Source organism: Paenibacillus sp. FSL H8-0282 (assembly GCF_037963825.1).
In the GTDB taxonomy this organism is placed as follows: Bacteria; Bacillota; Bacilli; order Paenibacillales; family Paenibacillaceae; genus Paenibacillus_AQ; species Paenibacillus_AQ odorifer.
Map to the genome: position 1 here is coordinate 864362 of NZ_CP150146.1, position 15151 is coordinate 879512.

General features: G+C 42.3%; 17 protein-coding genes. 9 read left to right on the plus strand and 8 right to left on the minus strand.

The window, feature by feature from the left end; translation table 11 throughout:
• Positions 1–104 precede the first annotated feature (104 nt).
• A complete protein-coding gene (locus NST94_RS03735) occupies positions 105–434 on the plus strand; it encodes a hypothetical protein (protein ID WP_339281681.1) in 330 nt (109 codons plus the stop codon).
• 123 nt (positions 435–557) lie between these two features.
• Here NST94_RS03735 and NST94_RS03740 read toward each other — a convergent pair whose 3' ends face one another.
• Both NST94_RS03740 and NST94_RS03745 read right to left on the minus strand, forming a co-directional pair.
• Entirely contained in the window at positions 558–1004 is a 447-nt protein-coding gene (locus NST94_RS03740; protein WP_076190108.1) for a GNAT family N-acetyltransferase, read from the minus strand.
• A gap of 21 nt (positions 1005–1025) precedes the next feature.
• Positions 1026–2015, minus strand: a complete 990-nt coding sequence (locus NST94_RS03745) for a DUF4003 family protein (protein ID WP_248549429.1) — start codon at positions 2013–2015, stop codon at positions 1026–1028.
• 223 nt (positions 2016–2238) lie between these two features.
• Between NST94_RS03745 and NST94_RS03750 the strand changes: the two genes are divergently transcribed.
• Positions 2239–3081 carry an aldo/keto reductase gene (locus NST94_RS03750; RefSeq protein WP_248549431.1) on the plus strand — a complete coding sequence of 281 codons (843 nt, stop codon included), beginning with the start codon at positions 2239–2241 and terminating at the stop codon, positions 3079–3081.
• A 44-nt stretch (positions 3082–3125) separates the two neighbouring features.
• Here NST94_RS03750 and NST94_RS03755 read toward each other — a convergent pair whose 3' ends face one another.
• Positions 3126–3692, minus strand: a complete 567-nt coding sequence (locus NST94_RS03755) for a TetR/AcrR family transcriptional regulator (RefSeq protein ID WP_248549433.1) — start codon at positions 3690–3692, stop codon at positions 3126–3128.
• A 193-nt stretch (positions 3693–3885) separates the two neighbouring features.
• Between NST94_RS03755 and lpdA the strand changes: the two genes are divergently transcribed.
• The 3 genes from lpdA to NST94_RS03770 are packed head-to-tail and all read left to right on the plus strand — an operon-like array spanning position 3886 to position 7041.
• Positions 3886–5280 (plus strand): dihydrolipoyl dehydrogenase, encoded by a 1395-nt coding sequence (gene lpdA / locus NST94_RS03760; RefSeq protein ID WP_248549435.1) that lies wholly within the window; start codon positions 3886–3888, stop codon positions 5278–5280.
• Positions 5277–5906, plus strand: coding sequence for an HlyD family efflux transporter periplasmic adaptor subunit (locus tag NST94_RS03765; RefSeq protein ID WP_076128586.1), 630 nt, complete (start codon positions 5277–5279; stop codon positions 5904–5906). The genes lpdA and NST94_RS03765 overlap by 4 nt, the downstream gene beginning before the upstream one ends.
• Positions 5890–7041 carry an ABC transporter permease gene (locus NST94_RS03770; RefSeq protein ID WP_339281682.1) on the plus strand — a complete coding sequence of 384 codons (1152 nt, stop codon included), beginning with the start codon at positions 5890–5892 and terminating at the stop codon, positions 7039–7041. Before NST94_RS03765 ends, NST94_RS03770 begins: the two co-directional genes overlap by 17 nt.
• A 20-nt stretch (positions 7042–7061) precedes the next feature.
• Here NST94_RS03770 and NST94_RS03775 read toward each other — a convergent pair whose 3' ends face one another.
• Positions 7062–7685: an NAD(P)H-dependent oxidoreductase gene (locus NST94_RS03775; protein WP_280753659.1), complete on the minus strand. Its 624-nt coding sequence runs from the start codon at positions 7683–7685 to the stop codon at positions 7062–7064.
• Positions 7686–7853: 168 nt separating this feature from the next.
• Between NST94_RS03775 and NST94_RS03780 the strand changes: the two genes are divergently transcribed.
• Positions 7854–8528, plus strand: coding sequence for a winged helix DNA-binding protein (locus NST94_RS03780; RefSeq protein ID WP_256721080.1), 675 nt, complete (start codon positions 7854–7856; stop codon positions 8526–8528).
• A 2-nt stretch (positions 8529–8530) separates the two neighbouring features.
• On the opposite strand, the gene NST94_RS03785 is transcribed toward NST94_RS03780, so the two are convergent.
• The 3 genes from NST94_RS03785 to NST94_RS03795 form a co-directional block, all read right to left on the minus strand.
• A complete protein-coding gene (locus tag NST94_RS03785) occupies positions 8531–9844 on the minus strand; it encodes a purine/pyrimidine permease (RefSeq protein ID WP_076302908.1) in 1314 nt (437 codons plus the stop codon).
• Positions 9845–9944: 100 nt separating this feature from the next.
• Positions 9945–10388 (minus strand): cyanase, encoded by a 444-nt coding sequence (gene cynS / locus NST94_RS03790; RefSeq protein WP_076302909.1) that lies wholly within the window; start codon positions 10386–10388, stop codon positions 9945–9947.
• Positions 10389–10427: 39 nt separating this feature from the next.
• Positions 10428–11012: a carbonic anhydrase gene (locus NST94_RS03795; RefSeq protein WP_076302910.1), complete on the minus strand. Its 585-nt coding sequence runs from the start codon at positions 11010–11012 to the stop codon at positions 10428–10430.
• 138 nt (positions 11013–11150) lie between these two features.
• On the opposite strand from NST94_RS03795, the gene NST94_RS03800 reads away from it, so the two are divergent.
• On the plus strand, positions 11151–11588 hold the full coding sequence (locus NST94_RS03800; protein WP_339281683.1) for an Lrp/AsnC family transcriptional regulator: 438 nt from the start codon (positions 11151–11153) through the stop codon (positions 11586–11588).
• A gap of 44 nt (positions 11589–11632) precedes the next feature.
• Here the strand turns inward: NST94_RS03800 and NST94_RS03805 are convergent, their stop codons facing one another.
• The gene (locus tag NST94_RS03805) at positions 11633–12571 is read right to left on the minus strand and encodes a YafY family protein (RefSeq protein WP_280753661.1); all 939 of its coding nucleotides are present in this window, start codon (positions 12569–12571) and stop codon (positions 11633–11635) included.
• A 100-nt stretch (positions 12572–12671) separates the two neighbouring features.
• Here NST94_RS03805 and NST94_RS03810 point away from each other — a divergent pair, with 100 nt between their 5' ends.
• Both NST94_RS03810 and NST94_RS03815 read left to right on the plus strand, forming a co-directional pair.
• Entirely contained in the window at positions 12672–13121 is a 450-nt protein-coding gene (locus tag NST94_RS03810; RefSeq protein ID WP_076185108.1) for a VOC family protein, read from the plus strand.
• A 240-nt stretch (positions 13122–13361) separates the two neighbouring features.
• Positions 13362–15059 carry a hypothetical protein gene (locus tag NST94_RS03815; protein ID WP_076302912.1) on the plus strand — a complete coding sequence of 566 codons (1698 nt, stop codon included), beginning with the start codon at positions 13362–13364 and terminating at the stop codon, positions 15057–15059.
• Positions 15060–15151 lie beyond the last annotated feature (92 nt).

Genomic DNA, 15151 nt, shown 5'->3' on the forward strand with positions numbered 1-15151 from the left:
TATAGAATAGCGACACTGGAGTCCGAAACTATGCCTCAAAGGTGATAAATGAGCAAATAGCGTCATCTGAGTCCGGAAGCAACAGAGAGCTATGATTCGGCGATGTGCATGAGGGTTTATGCGTAGATTTAGAAGTAGTTGCAGAAGCAGAAGTAGAAGTAGAAGTAGAAGTAGAAGTAGAAGTAGAAGTAGAAGTAGAAGTAGAAGTAGAAGTAGAAGCAGAAGCAGAAGCAGAAGCAGAAGCAGAAGTAGCAGTAGCAGTAGCAGTAGCAGAAGCAGTAGCAGCAGCAGAAGCAGTAGAAGTAGAAGTAGCTGTAGCAGTAGAAGTAAATGTAGATGTAGATGTAGATGTAGATGCAGAAGTAGATACAGCTGAGCCGAATACTCGGAGCCGCTTCGCCTATCTACGCCTAGCTCCTCCTATCCGCTCCTAGCTTCGCCAACCTAAACTGCAGACAACTAAACAACAGAGCAGCGTTCTCAAACGAGAGAATCGCTGCTCTGTTGTCTTTTTACAATATTAAAATGCATTGAACTGTCTCCTGCATAGGAAAAAGCTACTTAAGCGACATGTGCAGGATAGGAAAAGGATTACCTTGTTCGTCGAGTGCTGAACGCTCAAAAACCTGAAATCCCATATGCTCATAGAAACCTAAAGCTTGGGGATTTTGCTCATTCACATCCACGAGGTGTACGGCGAGTTTCTGCATGACATAAGCTACTAGCGCTTTTCCAACCCCTTTTCCCATTGCAGCAGGTTCTACGAACAGCATTTCAATCTTTTTATTCTGAACCCCTATGAAGCCAAGCAACTGTTCCTCATCATCTGTAAAAGCAAACAAATCGCTTATGCCCTCAAGCGCCTGCGTGACCAGCGGCCGCAAAGCATCAATATCCTGCTCGGATAGAAAAAGATGAGTATGCCGCACGGATGATTCCCAAATGTTCAGTAGACGGTTTAACAATTCTTCATTTCTAGTTGTGAAGATTTTTATTGAGTCCATATCTTTCCCTCACGATTCAATCTAATTCGAAGAAGAAGCTGCAGCCGCAGCTGATGCAGCCGCTGCCCCGGCAAGAGCAGCCTGTTGCGCAATTACAATATTGGTAATGTTGGTAGAAAGCATCGTAGTTAATACGCCGTTTTGCACATCCTCCACAGATCTGAAGGCTACCAGTGCAGAAGACAAGAGCAGTAATTCCTGCTTACTAATAGACCAGTTCCCGAAGCCCTTTTTTGTACGCAAAAATTCGTAAGTCTCCGAGACATCAGTAACGATGTCCTCCTTGTTGCAAGGGAGCAGGGATAACACGCCCAGTGAGGAGAGGGTATATTCCTTGTCTAGCCGGATACCCTCTGCACGAAATGCATCTCTTAATGCCAATACACGGTCCGCTGCTTGAGGGGCTTCTTCCCCAAGAACCAATACCTGGGTCAGGGCTTGCACACTGTTGCCTGACATAAACTCGGGCTTAAGCGTTACATAGAGCTGCTCCATGCGGTCCACGCCACTCTCAACATCGATATCGGAAAGACCAAGCATCGCGGAGAAGATATAATCGTCCTGTCCGGTAAGGAAACGATGTTTTGCCTTCATACTATCGTAAAATAGCTTTGCCCGTTCTACCGTATGCTGATATTGATCCGATGTTGCATTAGCAGCGATTTGATAGGCAGCAACGACGAGATAATCAGAGGCTCTGAATTTGGCTTCCTTCATTAAATCATACACGGCAAGTGTGTTTGCAAGCAGAGTTTCCTTCTCGTCAGAAAGAGAGAGCAGGGCAGCAATGCTGATCACCGAAGTCCCTCTAAATTGAGAGAAAATCCCGGTACTCTCCTTAATTAGCTCATAGCTGGCACGGATGGCTTCGTCATCTGCAACTTTGTCTTCTACAGCATACAATAGTGCCGCTAACCGATTAACCATTGCATTTTGCCATGGGAAAGCTTTTTTGATCCTCTGAGCGTTGTCTGCGAACAATTCAAGCCTAGCAGGATATTGCTCCTTCATTGGATACACCTCTTATCTCTACTTTTAATTCATAACATTACGAAAATCCTGTGTTGTAGATTCATTTTACTATAAAAAATAAATCGGATACCCACGAAAGCGGCTTACTAATAGGCTAGAGGTTGTTCAGGTGACCCGATGATTGAGTTTACTATGAGGATGTTATAATAATTATAAGATGGATCGACAGAGGTTTAAATGACAACAAAGGAGAAGAGCGACGATGACTGAGAGAATACCTGAAATCGTATTGAACGATGGAGTGAAGGTGCCTGCGATTGGTTTTGGTACCTACGCGTTAAACGGAACTGAAGGAGCACAAAACATCACTAAGGCGATTGATGTTGGCTATCGTCTGATCGACACTGCGTTTAATTATGAGAACGAAGGTGCTGTAGGCCAGGCTGTTCGGCAAAGTTCTGTGCCTAGGGAAGAGCTACTCATTACTTCCAAACTGCCAGGACGCCATCACTCTTATAAAGAAGCGTTGTCTACTATACAGGAGTCTTTATTCAGAGCCGGATTGGATTACTATGATTTCTATCTCATCCACTGGCCTAACCCTAGAGTGAATTTATATGTTGAGGCCTGGCAGGCGATGATCGAGGCACGTAAGCAAGGTTTGATTCGCTCCATCGGTGTATGTAACTTTTTGCCGGAGCATATTGAACGTTTGATACAAGAAACTGGTGTAGCGCCGAGTATGAATCAGATTGAGCTGCATCCTCATTTTAATCAGGAAGAACAGCGTGCATGGAACAAAGAGCATGGGATAGTGATTGAATCGTGGAGTCCATTGGGACGGGCTAGCAGTGTACTGGAAAATGAGGAAATAGCGGAAATAGGCAAGGTTCATAATAAATCGATATCGCAGGTTATCTTACGTTGGCATATACAGCTTGGGGCTATTCCCATTCCAAAGGCTTCTTCTCTAGAGCATCAGCGTGATAATCTGAATATTTTTGATTTTGAATTATCGGAAGCTGAGATGACCGTTATTTCCGGATTAACCTCGCCAACAGGTCGCATAGCTGATCAAGATCCCGCATCGTATGAAGAATTTTAATAAATTTAACTACAACACGCCATTTATTGGCGTGTTTTTTTATATTAGGCTCTTACTAGCGCTTTGGCATACTGTTTGCCAGACGAGAGTAGGTTGTCGCTCAGTTCAGGATCTTTAACCGTCCGTGCAAGAACAAGGGAGCCAACCATAGTACTGAACAGTGCACTACCTTTGGACGCGTCAATTCCCGCCAGATTAGAGATAAAAGCAATCATCCGCTCCATTTCCTGCGTGAATACCTGCCGAACTTCTTCTGAGGAACGGGATATTTCGCTAGAAAGGGCAGGAATAATGCAGCCCATCTCCATTTTGTCGCGGTGATACGGACTTAAATAATAATCAATGACAGCATCGATTTTGGGGTTCTGCTCTTCCTGGTCAGCGACCTTCTGCAGAAGTGCGATGGTATCGCTGATGGCATACCGGCAGGCTTCCGCTACAAGCTGTTCTTTGTTGTCAAAATGGGAATAAAACCCCCCATGAGTTAATCCGGCCCCCTTCATAATGAACGGAACGCTTACATCGTGAATACCGTTGGTGCGAAAAGCCTGAGCAGCACTTTCAACGATTTTATTTCGAACTTTTATTTTATGACCTTTGGGATACGGCATTGTAATCACTCCACAGCTTCATAGTTCTACTTTTAAAATATTATAGGCGTCATAATAAAGCCTGTCAATTTAGCGATTCTGAGAAAGTTAGCTTGTGAAAGGCGAGGCAAGGTTATTGACTGTTTTAAAATATGATGGTAATAATATATTACGATCATCATATTTTAAAAAGTTCAACAGGAGGTATCAGGAGATGAGTAAGCTTGAAGCCGTAGAAACATTGGTCATTGGATCAGGTCCGGGAGGTTATGTGGCGGCGCTGCGATCTGCACAGCTTGGGATGAAGACAGCGATTGTTGAACGCAACCAGCTTGGCGGAGTCTGCACGCATGTTGGATGTATCCCATCCAAAGCATTAATTGCTGAATCCCATCGCTATGATTTGCTCAGTCCTTTCAATTTTGCAGATGCGTCAGCATCTTTTAAAAATGCTCAGGATTTTAAACAAGGAGTTGTGAATAAGCAGGCAGGTGGAGTCAGTTATTTATTAAAGACTGCTGGGGTGAGCATTTTCGAAGGAGAGGCTAGCTTGGTGGATGAACATACAGTTATCATCAGTCAGTCTGGACAGGAGCAAACCTTATCCTTTAAAAACGCTATCCTGGCTACAGGATCTCGTCCGATTGAGCTGCCAGCCTTTCCTGTTGGCGGACGTATTTTGTCTTCCACAGAAGCGCTGTCGCTCCTTGAGATTCCAACTAGCCTAGTAGTTATAGGTGGGGGCTATATTGGTGTCGAGCTGGGGCAGATGTATGCCAAATTCGGAACAAAGGTAACGATTCTGGAAGGGGGAGAACAAGTGCTGCCTGGATTTGAGGCGGAGCTTGTGAGCCCTGTTGGAAAGCAGCTGAAAGCCGATGGCATGAAGATTATTACCGGAGCGACAGCTGTGAACGTAGTAGAGAGTGCAGATACCATTACACTGCATTATTTAAAAAATCAGGAACAGCAGCATGTTACAGCGGAATATGTGTTAGTTACTGTGGGCAGAAAACCAAATACAGACGGCAATTTAGGACTAGATCGCATAGGCTTGCCAGTGACGAGTAGGGGATTGATTGCGACGGACGAACAGTGCAGAACAGCTATCCCGCATATTTTTGCAATTGGAGATATTACGGCAGGCCCGACTCTCGCTCACAAGGCATCCTACGAAGCCAAGATTGCGGCAGAGGCCATTGCAGGTCTCTCCTCCGAAGTTGATTATCGAGCCATCCCGCTCGTTGTTTTTTCGCACCCAGAGCTGGCCAGTGTCGGCTTAAGTGAAACAGAAGCAAAGGCAAGAGGCATTTCGCTGGTTATTGGCAAATCCTCCTTTGGGATTAACGGGAGAGCCTTGGCCTTGAGGGAGACGGAAGGTTTCGTCAAGCTTGTAGCGGACCTAAATTCAGGAGTCGTGATGGGGGCACAAATCGTTGGAGTAGAGGCATCCACACTCGTGTCGGAGCTTGCTCTTGCTATTGAGATGGGAGCCACTGTGGAGGACTTGGCGATGACCATTCACCCTCATCCCACATTGGGAGAAGTAATTATGGAGGCTGCTGAAAATGCAGTTAAAAAAATGGTGATGAAAGAGAGTGGAAAATGAAGATAAAAGCAGGGCTATATATAGGAATTGCGATTGTGCTGATTGTTGGAGGGGCGCTTCTTGCTGTAAAAGGAAAGGATGCAGTCAGTCAGGCTGAGAGCAGGAAACAAGGGATTCTAGATGCGGAGCAAAAGACAATATTTTATCAGAATAGTCCAGGATCAATTGTCGAGGTCGGTGTGGCTGCAGGTGATTCTATAAAACAGGGAGAGGTGCTGTTTAAGGTTAAATCTGCTGAAGGAGAAACGGATGTAGTTGCGCCGGAGGACGGATCAGTCAACAAGATTATTGTAAAGCCGGGGGATCTAGTCCAGCTAGGAATGCCAATGGCGGTTTTGCAAAAAAACAGCTTTTATACAGATCTCTACATACAAGAAAGTGAAATCCAAAAGCTAGAGGTGAATCAAAGTATTGGCGTTCATTTTCCATATTTGGAGCACCCAACGGAGGTGACAGGTGTAATTACATCTATCGCAGCCGCGCCTCAATTTGCGAGCTTACGTATGTCACGTGAAAAAGGGCAAGCCGATTTAAGCATGTTTCTTGTCCGTGTAACTATGGATGGGAATGCTGATTTGCTTCCGGGGATGACGGCGGAGGTGAAGCTCGATGAAGTCACTGATTGACGAATGGAAGTACGTGGCGGGTAGTAAGTATTTACGCCTGATTTTTATAGGTCCGCTTATTGCGGCCCTGTTTTTTGGCTTAATGTTCTCGAAGAACCAAATCAGCGAATCGCATGTTATTGTCATTGATGAGGATCACAGTTCGTATTCACGACAGCTGATCTCAAAGATAAATGCCTCTCCATATATGAACGTAACAAATGTGTACTCCAGCCGCCTGAACCCAGAGACGTTACTGGCAAATGAGCAGGCTGTAGCGGTCATCATGCTTCCCAAAGAGCTGGGGCAACATCAGCAGCAGGGGATATCAACGAATATTGGCATCTTAATGGATAATACAATGCCATCAGGGTTAACCGGCATCCGGACTGCGATTCAGGAAGTCATCCAGACGGAAAATGTGACTCTTTCTATGACCCGGCTCCTCCAAAAGGGGATGGATGCCGAAACCTCTAAAGGGCTTGCTTCTCCGTTATCTCTCCAGCAGCGGATGTTATTTAACCCGACCACAAGTTATGTGGGTTTTATGGTCATTGGATTTGTGAATATTGTGGTGCTGATGATTACAACAAGCGCAGCGGGTTCAATTGTCCCTCGGTTGCGACAGGAGGGGAAACTCTTTGCAAACGGGAAGTCTCCTTGGCAGATTTGGGTTCGCAGTGTACCTTACGCTGTTTTGACCACTATTTCGCTGCTCCTATGTTATGGCTTATTAAAGCAGGTGGGGGGAATGCGCTTTGAAGCAGCGCTTTATCTGTTTATTATTCCACTGTTTGTATATGCCTTTGCCTTGTCGCTTATGGGTCTGTTGATTGGTTATACTGCCAAAGATGTATCCAAAGTTAATTTACGAACCAATTTCGTGTTGTATCCGTCGTTTCTTGCTACTGGAATCCAGCTGAGTCCACTTGCCTTTCCAGAGTTTTTTCAAATTTCCGCATGGGTATTACCTATGAACTGGCTTAATCGCCTCATACGTGGAATGGCTTTTCGGGATGGGGCGCTAACAGCCTACAGTCAGGAGCTGGGGGCGCTGCTGATGATTATCGGCGTTGTATCCTTATTCATTGGATTGCTGGTGCTTAGGGAGATGAAGAAACCAGAGATTCAGTTCTCAGAATCAGTCAGCGCTTGAGTAATTTGATCTAGTCTAGTTTAGTCCAGTCGTGCAAACCGTTGTTCTGTTTTATCAAGATGTTTCACCCGCTCTTCTAAGCTGCGATCTGACATCCCGGCATAATTATACCAACGGAGGTTCTTCCGTATTCCCATTTTGCGGAAGGTGCCTCTAAATAGAATTTTGGTGATGGGGTTGCCAAAAATCCAACGATAAAAGAAGTCGGGCGTGTTCATTACGGTCAGCAGGGATACTCCTTTAATATTCGGGAGTAAGCATTTGAAGGGCCGCCCAGGTTTAGTTTCTTCGTAGACAATGCCTTTTGCGAATACCTTATCAAGGAAACCTTTGGTAAGAGCGGGCATGGCTTCCCACCATATAGGGAAAATGAAGACAATATGATCCGCTGCTATAAGACGCTGCTGATAATTGGCGACTAGCGGGTCGGGGGTTCTCTTTTGCCGCCAAGCAGTGAGTTCTTCGTGCGACATGACGGGATCAAATCCATCGGCATGCAGATCGATAAGATCAATCGTATGGCCTTTGGTGGTGAGACCTCGCATTACGGAGGCTAATAAGGCTGCGGAATAGCTTCGCTGATGGGGGACATTCTCGGACGCTGTTGCTCCGTATGGATGATCAAAAATAATTAAGACATTCATATAAATACCTTCTTTTCGTATTATTGTTTCCCAGAAATAAAATATTAACTATGGAAACAATAATACGTTTTAAGTTTCCTTGTTGTCAATATTATTTCTAGGAAACTTTATTTATGATCTGTGTCTTGTTAAAATGTGCATAAGATGAATTTACGAGGAGACTTAACAGTGACGCATTCTTTCGAGAACTTACCTAATAAGGATATTTTGATAAAAAAAATGATAGAGATGATTCCCCAACTACAAAAGCGATTTCAATCGGAGGATGATGAAGAGAAGGAATGGTTGATTCAGAACTGCAGTAACCCCCTTATCATTGATTTCCTCCAAGACTCCACAGTCATGATGCTGCATGTAATAGATGCGATTGGACAGCTTGAGCCGGTGAATGGCACTACCATTTCGAAGCAATTCGGAATTCCGAAAGGCAGCGTGTCCAAAATCACTAGAAAATTAGTGCAACAAGAAATTATTCGCACGGAGTTTCTCCCCGATAATAAAAAAGAAGTGCTTTTTCTTACAACACCTCTAGGGAAAGAAATATTCGTTTTGCACCAAGCTCTACATCATCAGATGAATAAAGGAATAAACCGGTTTCTACAGAGATATAACACAGATGAATTGTTATTTCTGATCCAAGCGTTCAGGGATACTTTAGAAGCATCATGGGTTCATTCGGAATCGGTTGCTGAAGAAGAACTATTAAACACTGGAGAATCTCTTGAGGCAATGAAAAACGATGAAATGAGTCAAATCGTAGACATGCTTAACCAACTGGATACGCGTAACCTCAAAAAGGCTAAGGCAGTTCTCCAAGCTATGTTTTTCACCCCTTTTGATTAGCTTTATATTTTTTGATAATGGCTTATTTTCTTTTCACCCTTCCACAATTGCTCTAAAAGCATGGCCAGTATAGTGCCGACAAGCAGACCATTACTGCAAATATATCGAAGTGTGGAAGGAAGACTCTGAAATACCGCTGGAGGCAAAAACATAAGTCCGATGCTCACCAACAACGTTATTCCTAGTATCGTTAATCGGCGATGATCAAGCTGTTCCCGCAACAAGGATTGGAATGCAATCCCTACGATTTGTACAAAAGTAGCTAGAAGTGCTGCACTGGCTACTGGCGCTGGAAGTAACGCTAGCACATTGACAACGGACGGCATAAGCGCGATAACGGTTAGTAACAGACAGGCCATAAGAAATGGCCGAATTCGCTTTTGCCCCGTTAATTTCATAAAGCCCGCCGAGGCTGGCAATGGAACAACGCCTATCGTTGAGAATAGGGCGGCTAGTATATGAGAGATCCCTCCCGTCCAAATCCCTCGACTTAATGCTGTTTTTTCATCTTTCGGTACAACCAGAACTACTTGTTTTACAGCGGAAATAGAAGAAATTGTATTGGATACTAACAAAAACGTAAACAACAGTGAGGTAATCACGATCCCTAGATCGAATTGAGGTACTCCCCAAGCAAAAATTTGAGGGAACTTCAAGACGGGAGTTGAAGCTGTAAATGTTAGCCTCACTTTCCCCAATGCTGCAAATAGTCCCGAACCCAAGCCGATTCCAATCAGTACGGCGTAACTACTAATCCATCCTCTTCCTTTGATAGAGAGAAAAATAACAAGTCCAAAAATAAAAAAGGATATGAGTGCTGCCATAACATCTGGTTCGGCGCTTGTTCCCTGTAATCCAAGCATGCCCTTGACTAATACACCGCTTAATTGCAAGGAGAGAATGAACAAAAATGAACCTGAAACTAAGGGTGTAAATAAAAATTGAAGCCTATAAACTAGCCCTGTAGTTCCTAATACGAAGAGAAGAAGACCGGCTACGATTAATCCTCCTTCTAGAATTTGTAATGTATGCATCTGATCTTGCCCTTGAATGAAGGCTAAGTTGCCTAATATGACAAAGATACTTACCCATGATCCCGCAGGTCCATCTGCAATAGGGTATTTATGTCCGAAGCACCCCTGAATAAAAGAACTGATTCCTACAACGAAAAACGTCCGCTGCATTAAGGTTGAAATTTGTTCAAACGACAATTGAAAAATACCTCCAATGACAATGGGCAGAGCCACTGCATTGGCTAGCAAAAAAATAAACCATTGTACAGTACTGAGACTATTAGTAACGCGTTTATTCTCCATATCAACTCACCTTTACTATTGTTAACTTTACAATCTATACGGAAAATGAAAGCCACCTTTCGATTTGAAATCGTTAAAAGGTGGCTTGCTTATTAATCTATTACCATTTGCGATATGGCAAAAACTTTCCGTTCATCGTCAGAATGATGCGGTCACCGTTCGGATCTTCTTGCTTTTGTACGTCGAATTGGAAATCGATTGCGCTCATGATACCTTCGCCAAGCTTCTCTAAAACAAGTTCTCTAATCGTTGGACCGTATACAAGCAGCATTTCGTATAGGCGATACAATCCTGGATCTGTAGGCGGCATATCGATGACATCACCACGGTGTGGGATTTGTGCGAGCGCTTGAACCACTTGTTCGTCGAGTTCAAGCAATTCCCCCATTTTATCTGCTTCATTACGTGTCATTGTTGCTTGACCCAACAGTGCAGTTACAACCCAGCTCTCTGAATGCTCGCTTACCTTTGCGATTTCGCCCCAAGTTAATCCTTTTGCAAATTTAGCGTCCAATATCTGTTGTGTCGCTTCTTTTCTATTCATATTTCATTGCTCCCTTTAGTTTAGTATAATGAGTATCGCTTAGTGCTTGTCGTGGCCTGTTACTTGTTCATATCCATTTACAATCAGATCGAGTTTACCAGTGTCTGGTGCAATCACCAGACCATGAACAGCTATCTCTTTCGGAATGAGCGGATGATTACGCACCAGATCTATGTTTCCTCTAATCGAATCTACGACATTCGTAAAGCCGAACAACCATTTATGAAGATCGATACCTGCATATTCAAGTGAAGAAAGAATTTCTGGTGTCGCGACTCCGCGATCCATTATTTTTTGAAGTGTTCCTTCAGGGTTGCTTTGACTCATACCACAATTGTGGTGACCGATGATATAAATTTCTTCCGCATTCAGTTCGTAGACAGCCGTTACGATACTGCGCATAATGCTTCCAAATGCATGGGTAATCGTTCCACCTGCTGTTTTGATGACTTTGGCATCCCCATTGTGTATGTTTAGGGCTTTAGGCAGCAGCTCAATCAGTCGAGCATCCATGCATGTTACGACAATCATGCGTTTTTTAGGGAATTTCGTTCCCTCATAAGGTAGATACTCCTTGTCTTCTACGAACTGATCGTTATACTCCAAAATTTCTTGTAATAGCATTCTTGGGCCTCCTTTGAAGTGTTTTAGTTATCACTGTTTCAATGGCTACTAACTAGTGAATCAGGATATAACTAAGTATAGATATTCATGCTTAAATGCTGAATAAGTTGGCGAAACGCTATATGTCCATTTGCTTTCATGACGAAAGGATTGATTTTTATTTTTGATCATATCGATTTTGCGATACTAGCATTACTAAGAGAAAACTCCAGAATTCAGTGGAAGGACATTGGCCAAAAGATACATATGACCGGCCAAGCGGTCGGAAATCGCATTAGGCGTTTAGAAGATTTGGGGGTTATCGAGCAATATACGATCGTTACTAATAAAGCAAAGCTAGGTCTGTCTATCACAGCCTTTATTACATTTTTTGTGGAATCAGCCAATCATCCTTTATTTCAGAAGGTCGTGATGGCAGAGGATGCTATTACCGAAGTGCATCGAATTAGCGGAGAAGGATGTTATGTATTAACCGGACATTTTGCTTCTAATGAGGAGCTTGAGGCATTTCTGGCTCAACTTTTGAATCATGGGAATTATCGAGTGAGTCTATCCATCGGAAAAATAAAATCTTAATCCATACAAAAAAGAGGGGCGTAGCCCCCTCTTTTTTTTCCAATTTATAATTTTTGATAATGATGTAAGAGATTCTCTATTCTATTCTGAATCATTTGTTTTAAGGCTTCAGGTTTCACGGATGTAACAGCATGACCATATCGCATAAAATAATTAGCCAAGAAATCCTCTTCACCTGGATTATAGAATCCCTTAATGACTGTTTTCGGACCCACCTCTATTTCCATAGAAGGATAATGTTCTTTATAAAAAATATCCTTTGCTTGTTCCGCAATCCCAACTTCAAAGTCAATACTTTTCGCAGACTGATAGATTTCTAATGAACGACTAAGAAGTTCTTCTATAGAATAACGAGTTTTGTTTTCCTTTTCTTCAATGAAGGTTATTCGATCACATCTAAAAACTCTATATGTATTCGTCGTAAGCTCTATTCCAGTGGCATACCATTGACCAAACTTAGCGGAAATCCTAAAGAATTGAACAGGGTAGCGTTTTGTTTGGTTTTCTTTTGTATATTCAATGTTACAGGCACTCTCATTTAGAATACTTGCTAGGATTTTATCTAAAAAACGGCTGACATGCTTATGCTGATACATTTCGAATTGCAGGACCTTTTTCATTTTGTGAATCTGGTTGATTTGTGTACTCGATAGACAGTGCTCAAACTTTTCGTTTAGCTTGTTAACACTTAAATGAAAGGGTGTAGATTGATAAGATTCTAATGTCAGCATGGCAAAATACAGCGCATAGACTTCATCTATCGTGAAAATAATAGGGGATAACAATCTGTTTTTTAAAAGTCCATAACGTCCGTGTCTTCCATGTTCCGCGAAAATAGGCATACCTAATTGTTCTAATGAACTAATATCGCGTAGAGCTGTACTTTTTGAAATAGTGTATTTATCCATGAGATCACTTAAATTAAAGAATTCTCGATTGTTTAAGTACCTCATCATGTCATTTAACCGTTCTGATTTTTTCATATATAAAACTCCTTATAAAGGTGTCATGTTTTGATGCCTTTATATAGGATAATAAGTTTAAGGCCAGATATCAAATATATAAAAAGGAGAGATTTATACTATGAGTACAACCCTAGAAGTAGCTATTTTTTTATCGATGAATGGAAGAGCTAAGGAAGCTATAGAATTTTACAAGAAGCATTTTGATGCAGATGAATTGTTACGTGTTACCTATCAACAACTAGCAGAGCGTGACAGCTCCATACAGCTTACGGATGAAAATAAGGATTATATTACTCACTCTGTCCTGTTAATCGGAAAAACAAAAATAATGATAGCAGAAGATACAATGAATACGAATGAGAAATATACAGTGGGCAATAACACTTCATTATGTATTCAAAGTGCTGACTTAGAGGGGATTGAAGGTTTTTATAAAAGCTTAATCACAGACGAGCGCGTGAAAATTATTGCTCCGTTATCTAGCAATGTGTTTAGTAAAGCCTACGGTATCATTGAAGATCCCTTTGGTATTCAAATCCAACTCATGTTTGATGAAAGATTACATTAAAAAAGCTTCCTGCTTCTAAAACAAACTAAGTTTAATATTCAGCCGACTAAATTTCAGGTGTATTGTCCTGAGTTTGGCCGGCTTTTTTCTTGAGAAACGGGTTGTCCCAACCAAACGATAGAACGCAGATCGCGAGACTATGCAGATTGTGCTTTTTACGTTCATTTCAAAATTAAGGCGGCACAGCAAATTACCGATAAATATAATAGCTAATGATTATATCTAATGGAGGAAAGACGGATGAAGAGGATTTTTAGTATATTGCTGATGTTATTACTGGTTACACCAGCACTCGGCACTACAACCTTTGCGAGCAATACGGTGAAGGCTAAGGTAACCGAGAGCAGTACATATTTTGATGGAGAACAGCGGAACCTGAATGGGTTCAACATATCGAATAACAATTATTTCAGACTACGCGATTTGGCAGAGTATTTCTCGGGAACGAGCAGCCAGTTTGATATCACTTGGAATAAAGCGAACAATGCGATTGAGATCATAACTGGACAAGCTTATACGCCCGAAAAGAAAACAACAAGTAACTATTATAGCCGCAATAAAAATTATGCTGCTACGCTTTCAAGCTCTAAGGTGCTAGTCAACGGACAGTTACAGTCTATTACAGCGTACAATATTGATGATAACAATTATTTTCAGTTGAGAGATTTGGCGGGCAAAATCCCGTTCGATATTGAATTTGACGTTCAGTCTGACCGCATATCGTTATTTTCCAAAATCCCAGATCATGCTTACCGGGTAAAGACGGCGGCTGTAGCTGAGAGTAACGGGGAATCTTCTTATTTTCCTAGATGGAAAAGTACGGCCTCTTCTTACCTTGTGAATAATAAGGATGGGACTGTAAGTGTTATTGAGGCGAACAAAGAGTTTACGATTGAAACGTACAATGAGAAGTACGAACTAACAGGCAATAAGAGCATTCCTTTTGAGCTTCCGGTGTTTGGTGGATTCTTTAGTGGGGAGAAGTATAACTATATTGCTTTTGGCCAAGAGAACCGCGAAGAGAATGATAGCAAGGAAGTCATTCGTATTGTCCGTTATGATAAAAGCTTCAATAGAGTAGACAGTGTCTCCATAAAGGGTGGGGAGAGCTATACCGTTAGCCCTTTTGATTCAGGCTCCGGCAGGATGGCTGAAGCTGGAGATACGCTTGTATTTCACACTTCACGTACACGATACACGACAGAAGATAAATTAAATCATCAATCCCAGCTTACCATTATTGTAAATACTAAAACCATGACCGTGACCAATGATCTGGGAAGATTCCAGAAGAATCATGTCAGTCACTCTTTTGACCAATATGTATTGTTTGATGGTACTGCGCATGTTCTAGTCGATCATGGCGACGCTTATCCCCGTTCGATTGTTCTGAATAAAGGAGACGGAGCCAGTTATAACGAAGTGGATTTATTTAATATTCCCGGCAAAATCGGAGCGAACGCGACGGGTGTTTCTATAGGCGGATTTGAGATGTCCCCGGCGAACTATATAGTCGCTATGAATTCGGTAGATCATTCCCTAGTCAAAGAGTATACATCTTTTGAGATGGTGGGTTTAGAAACGGACCAAAGGGATGTCATGCTTAGTGTGTTGCCCAAGTCCAACCTGAGCAGTAATTCGGTGAATCACATTACCTTGGCTAAATATGTAGGCACGAACCTGATCGCGTCCATCCCTAAGCTAGTAAAAATCACAGACGACAAAATGATGGTGCTGTGGCAGGAGTTTGATAAAGAGAATCATCCGGGTGATCTGAAATATGTTCTTATAGATGGAGCGGGAAAAGCTACTAGCGACATCCAAACGATCAAGCATTTTGCCTTATCAGAGTGCAGTCCTATTATTAGTGGAGACAAAATCATTTGGTATACGAACAATAAAGGATCCAGAGTGTTCTATTCGATCCCGTTAAATTAACGGATTCAATTAACAACAAAGTGGGTAAATTAGACTATAAGCTATAAATAGGACCTTCTAAATAGAAGGTCTATTTTTTCACGCAAAAATTA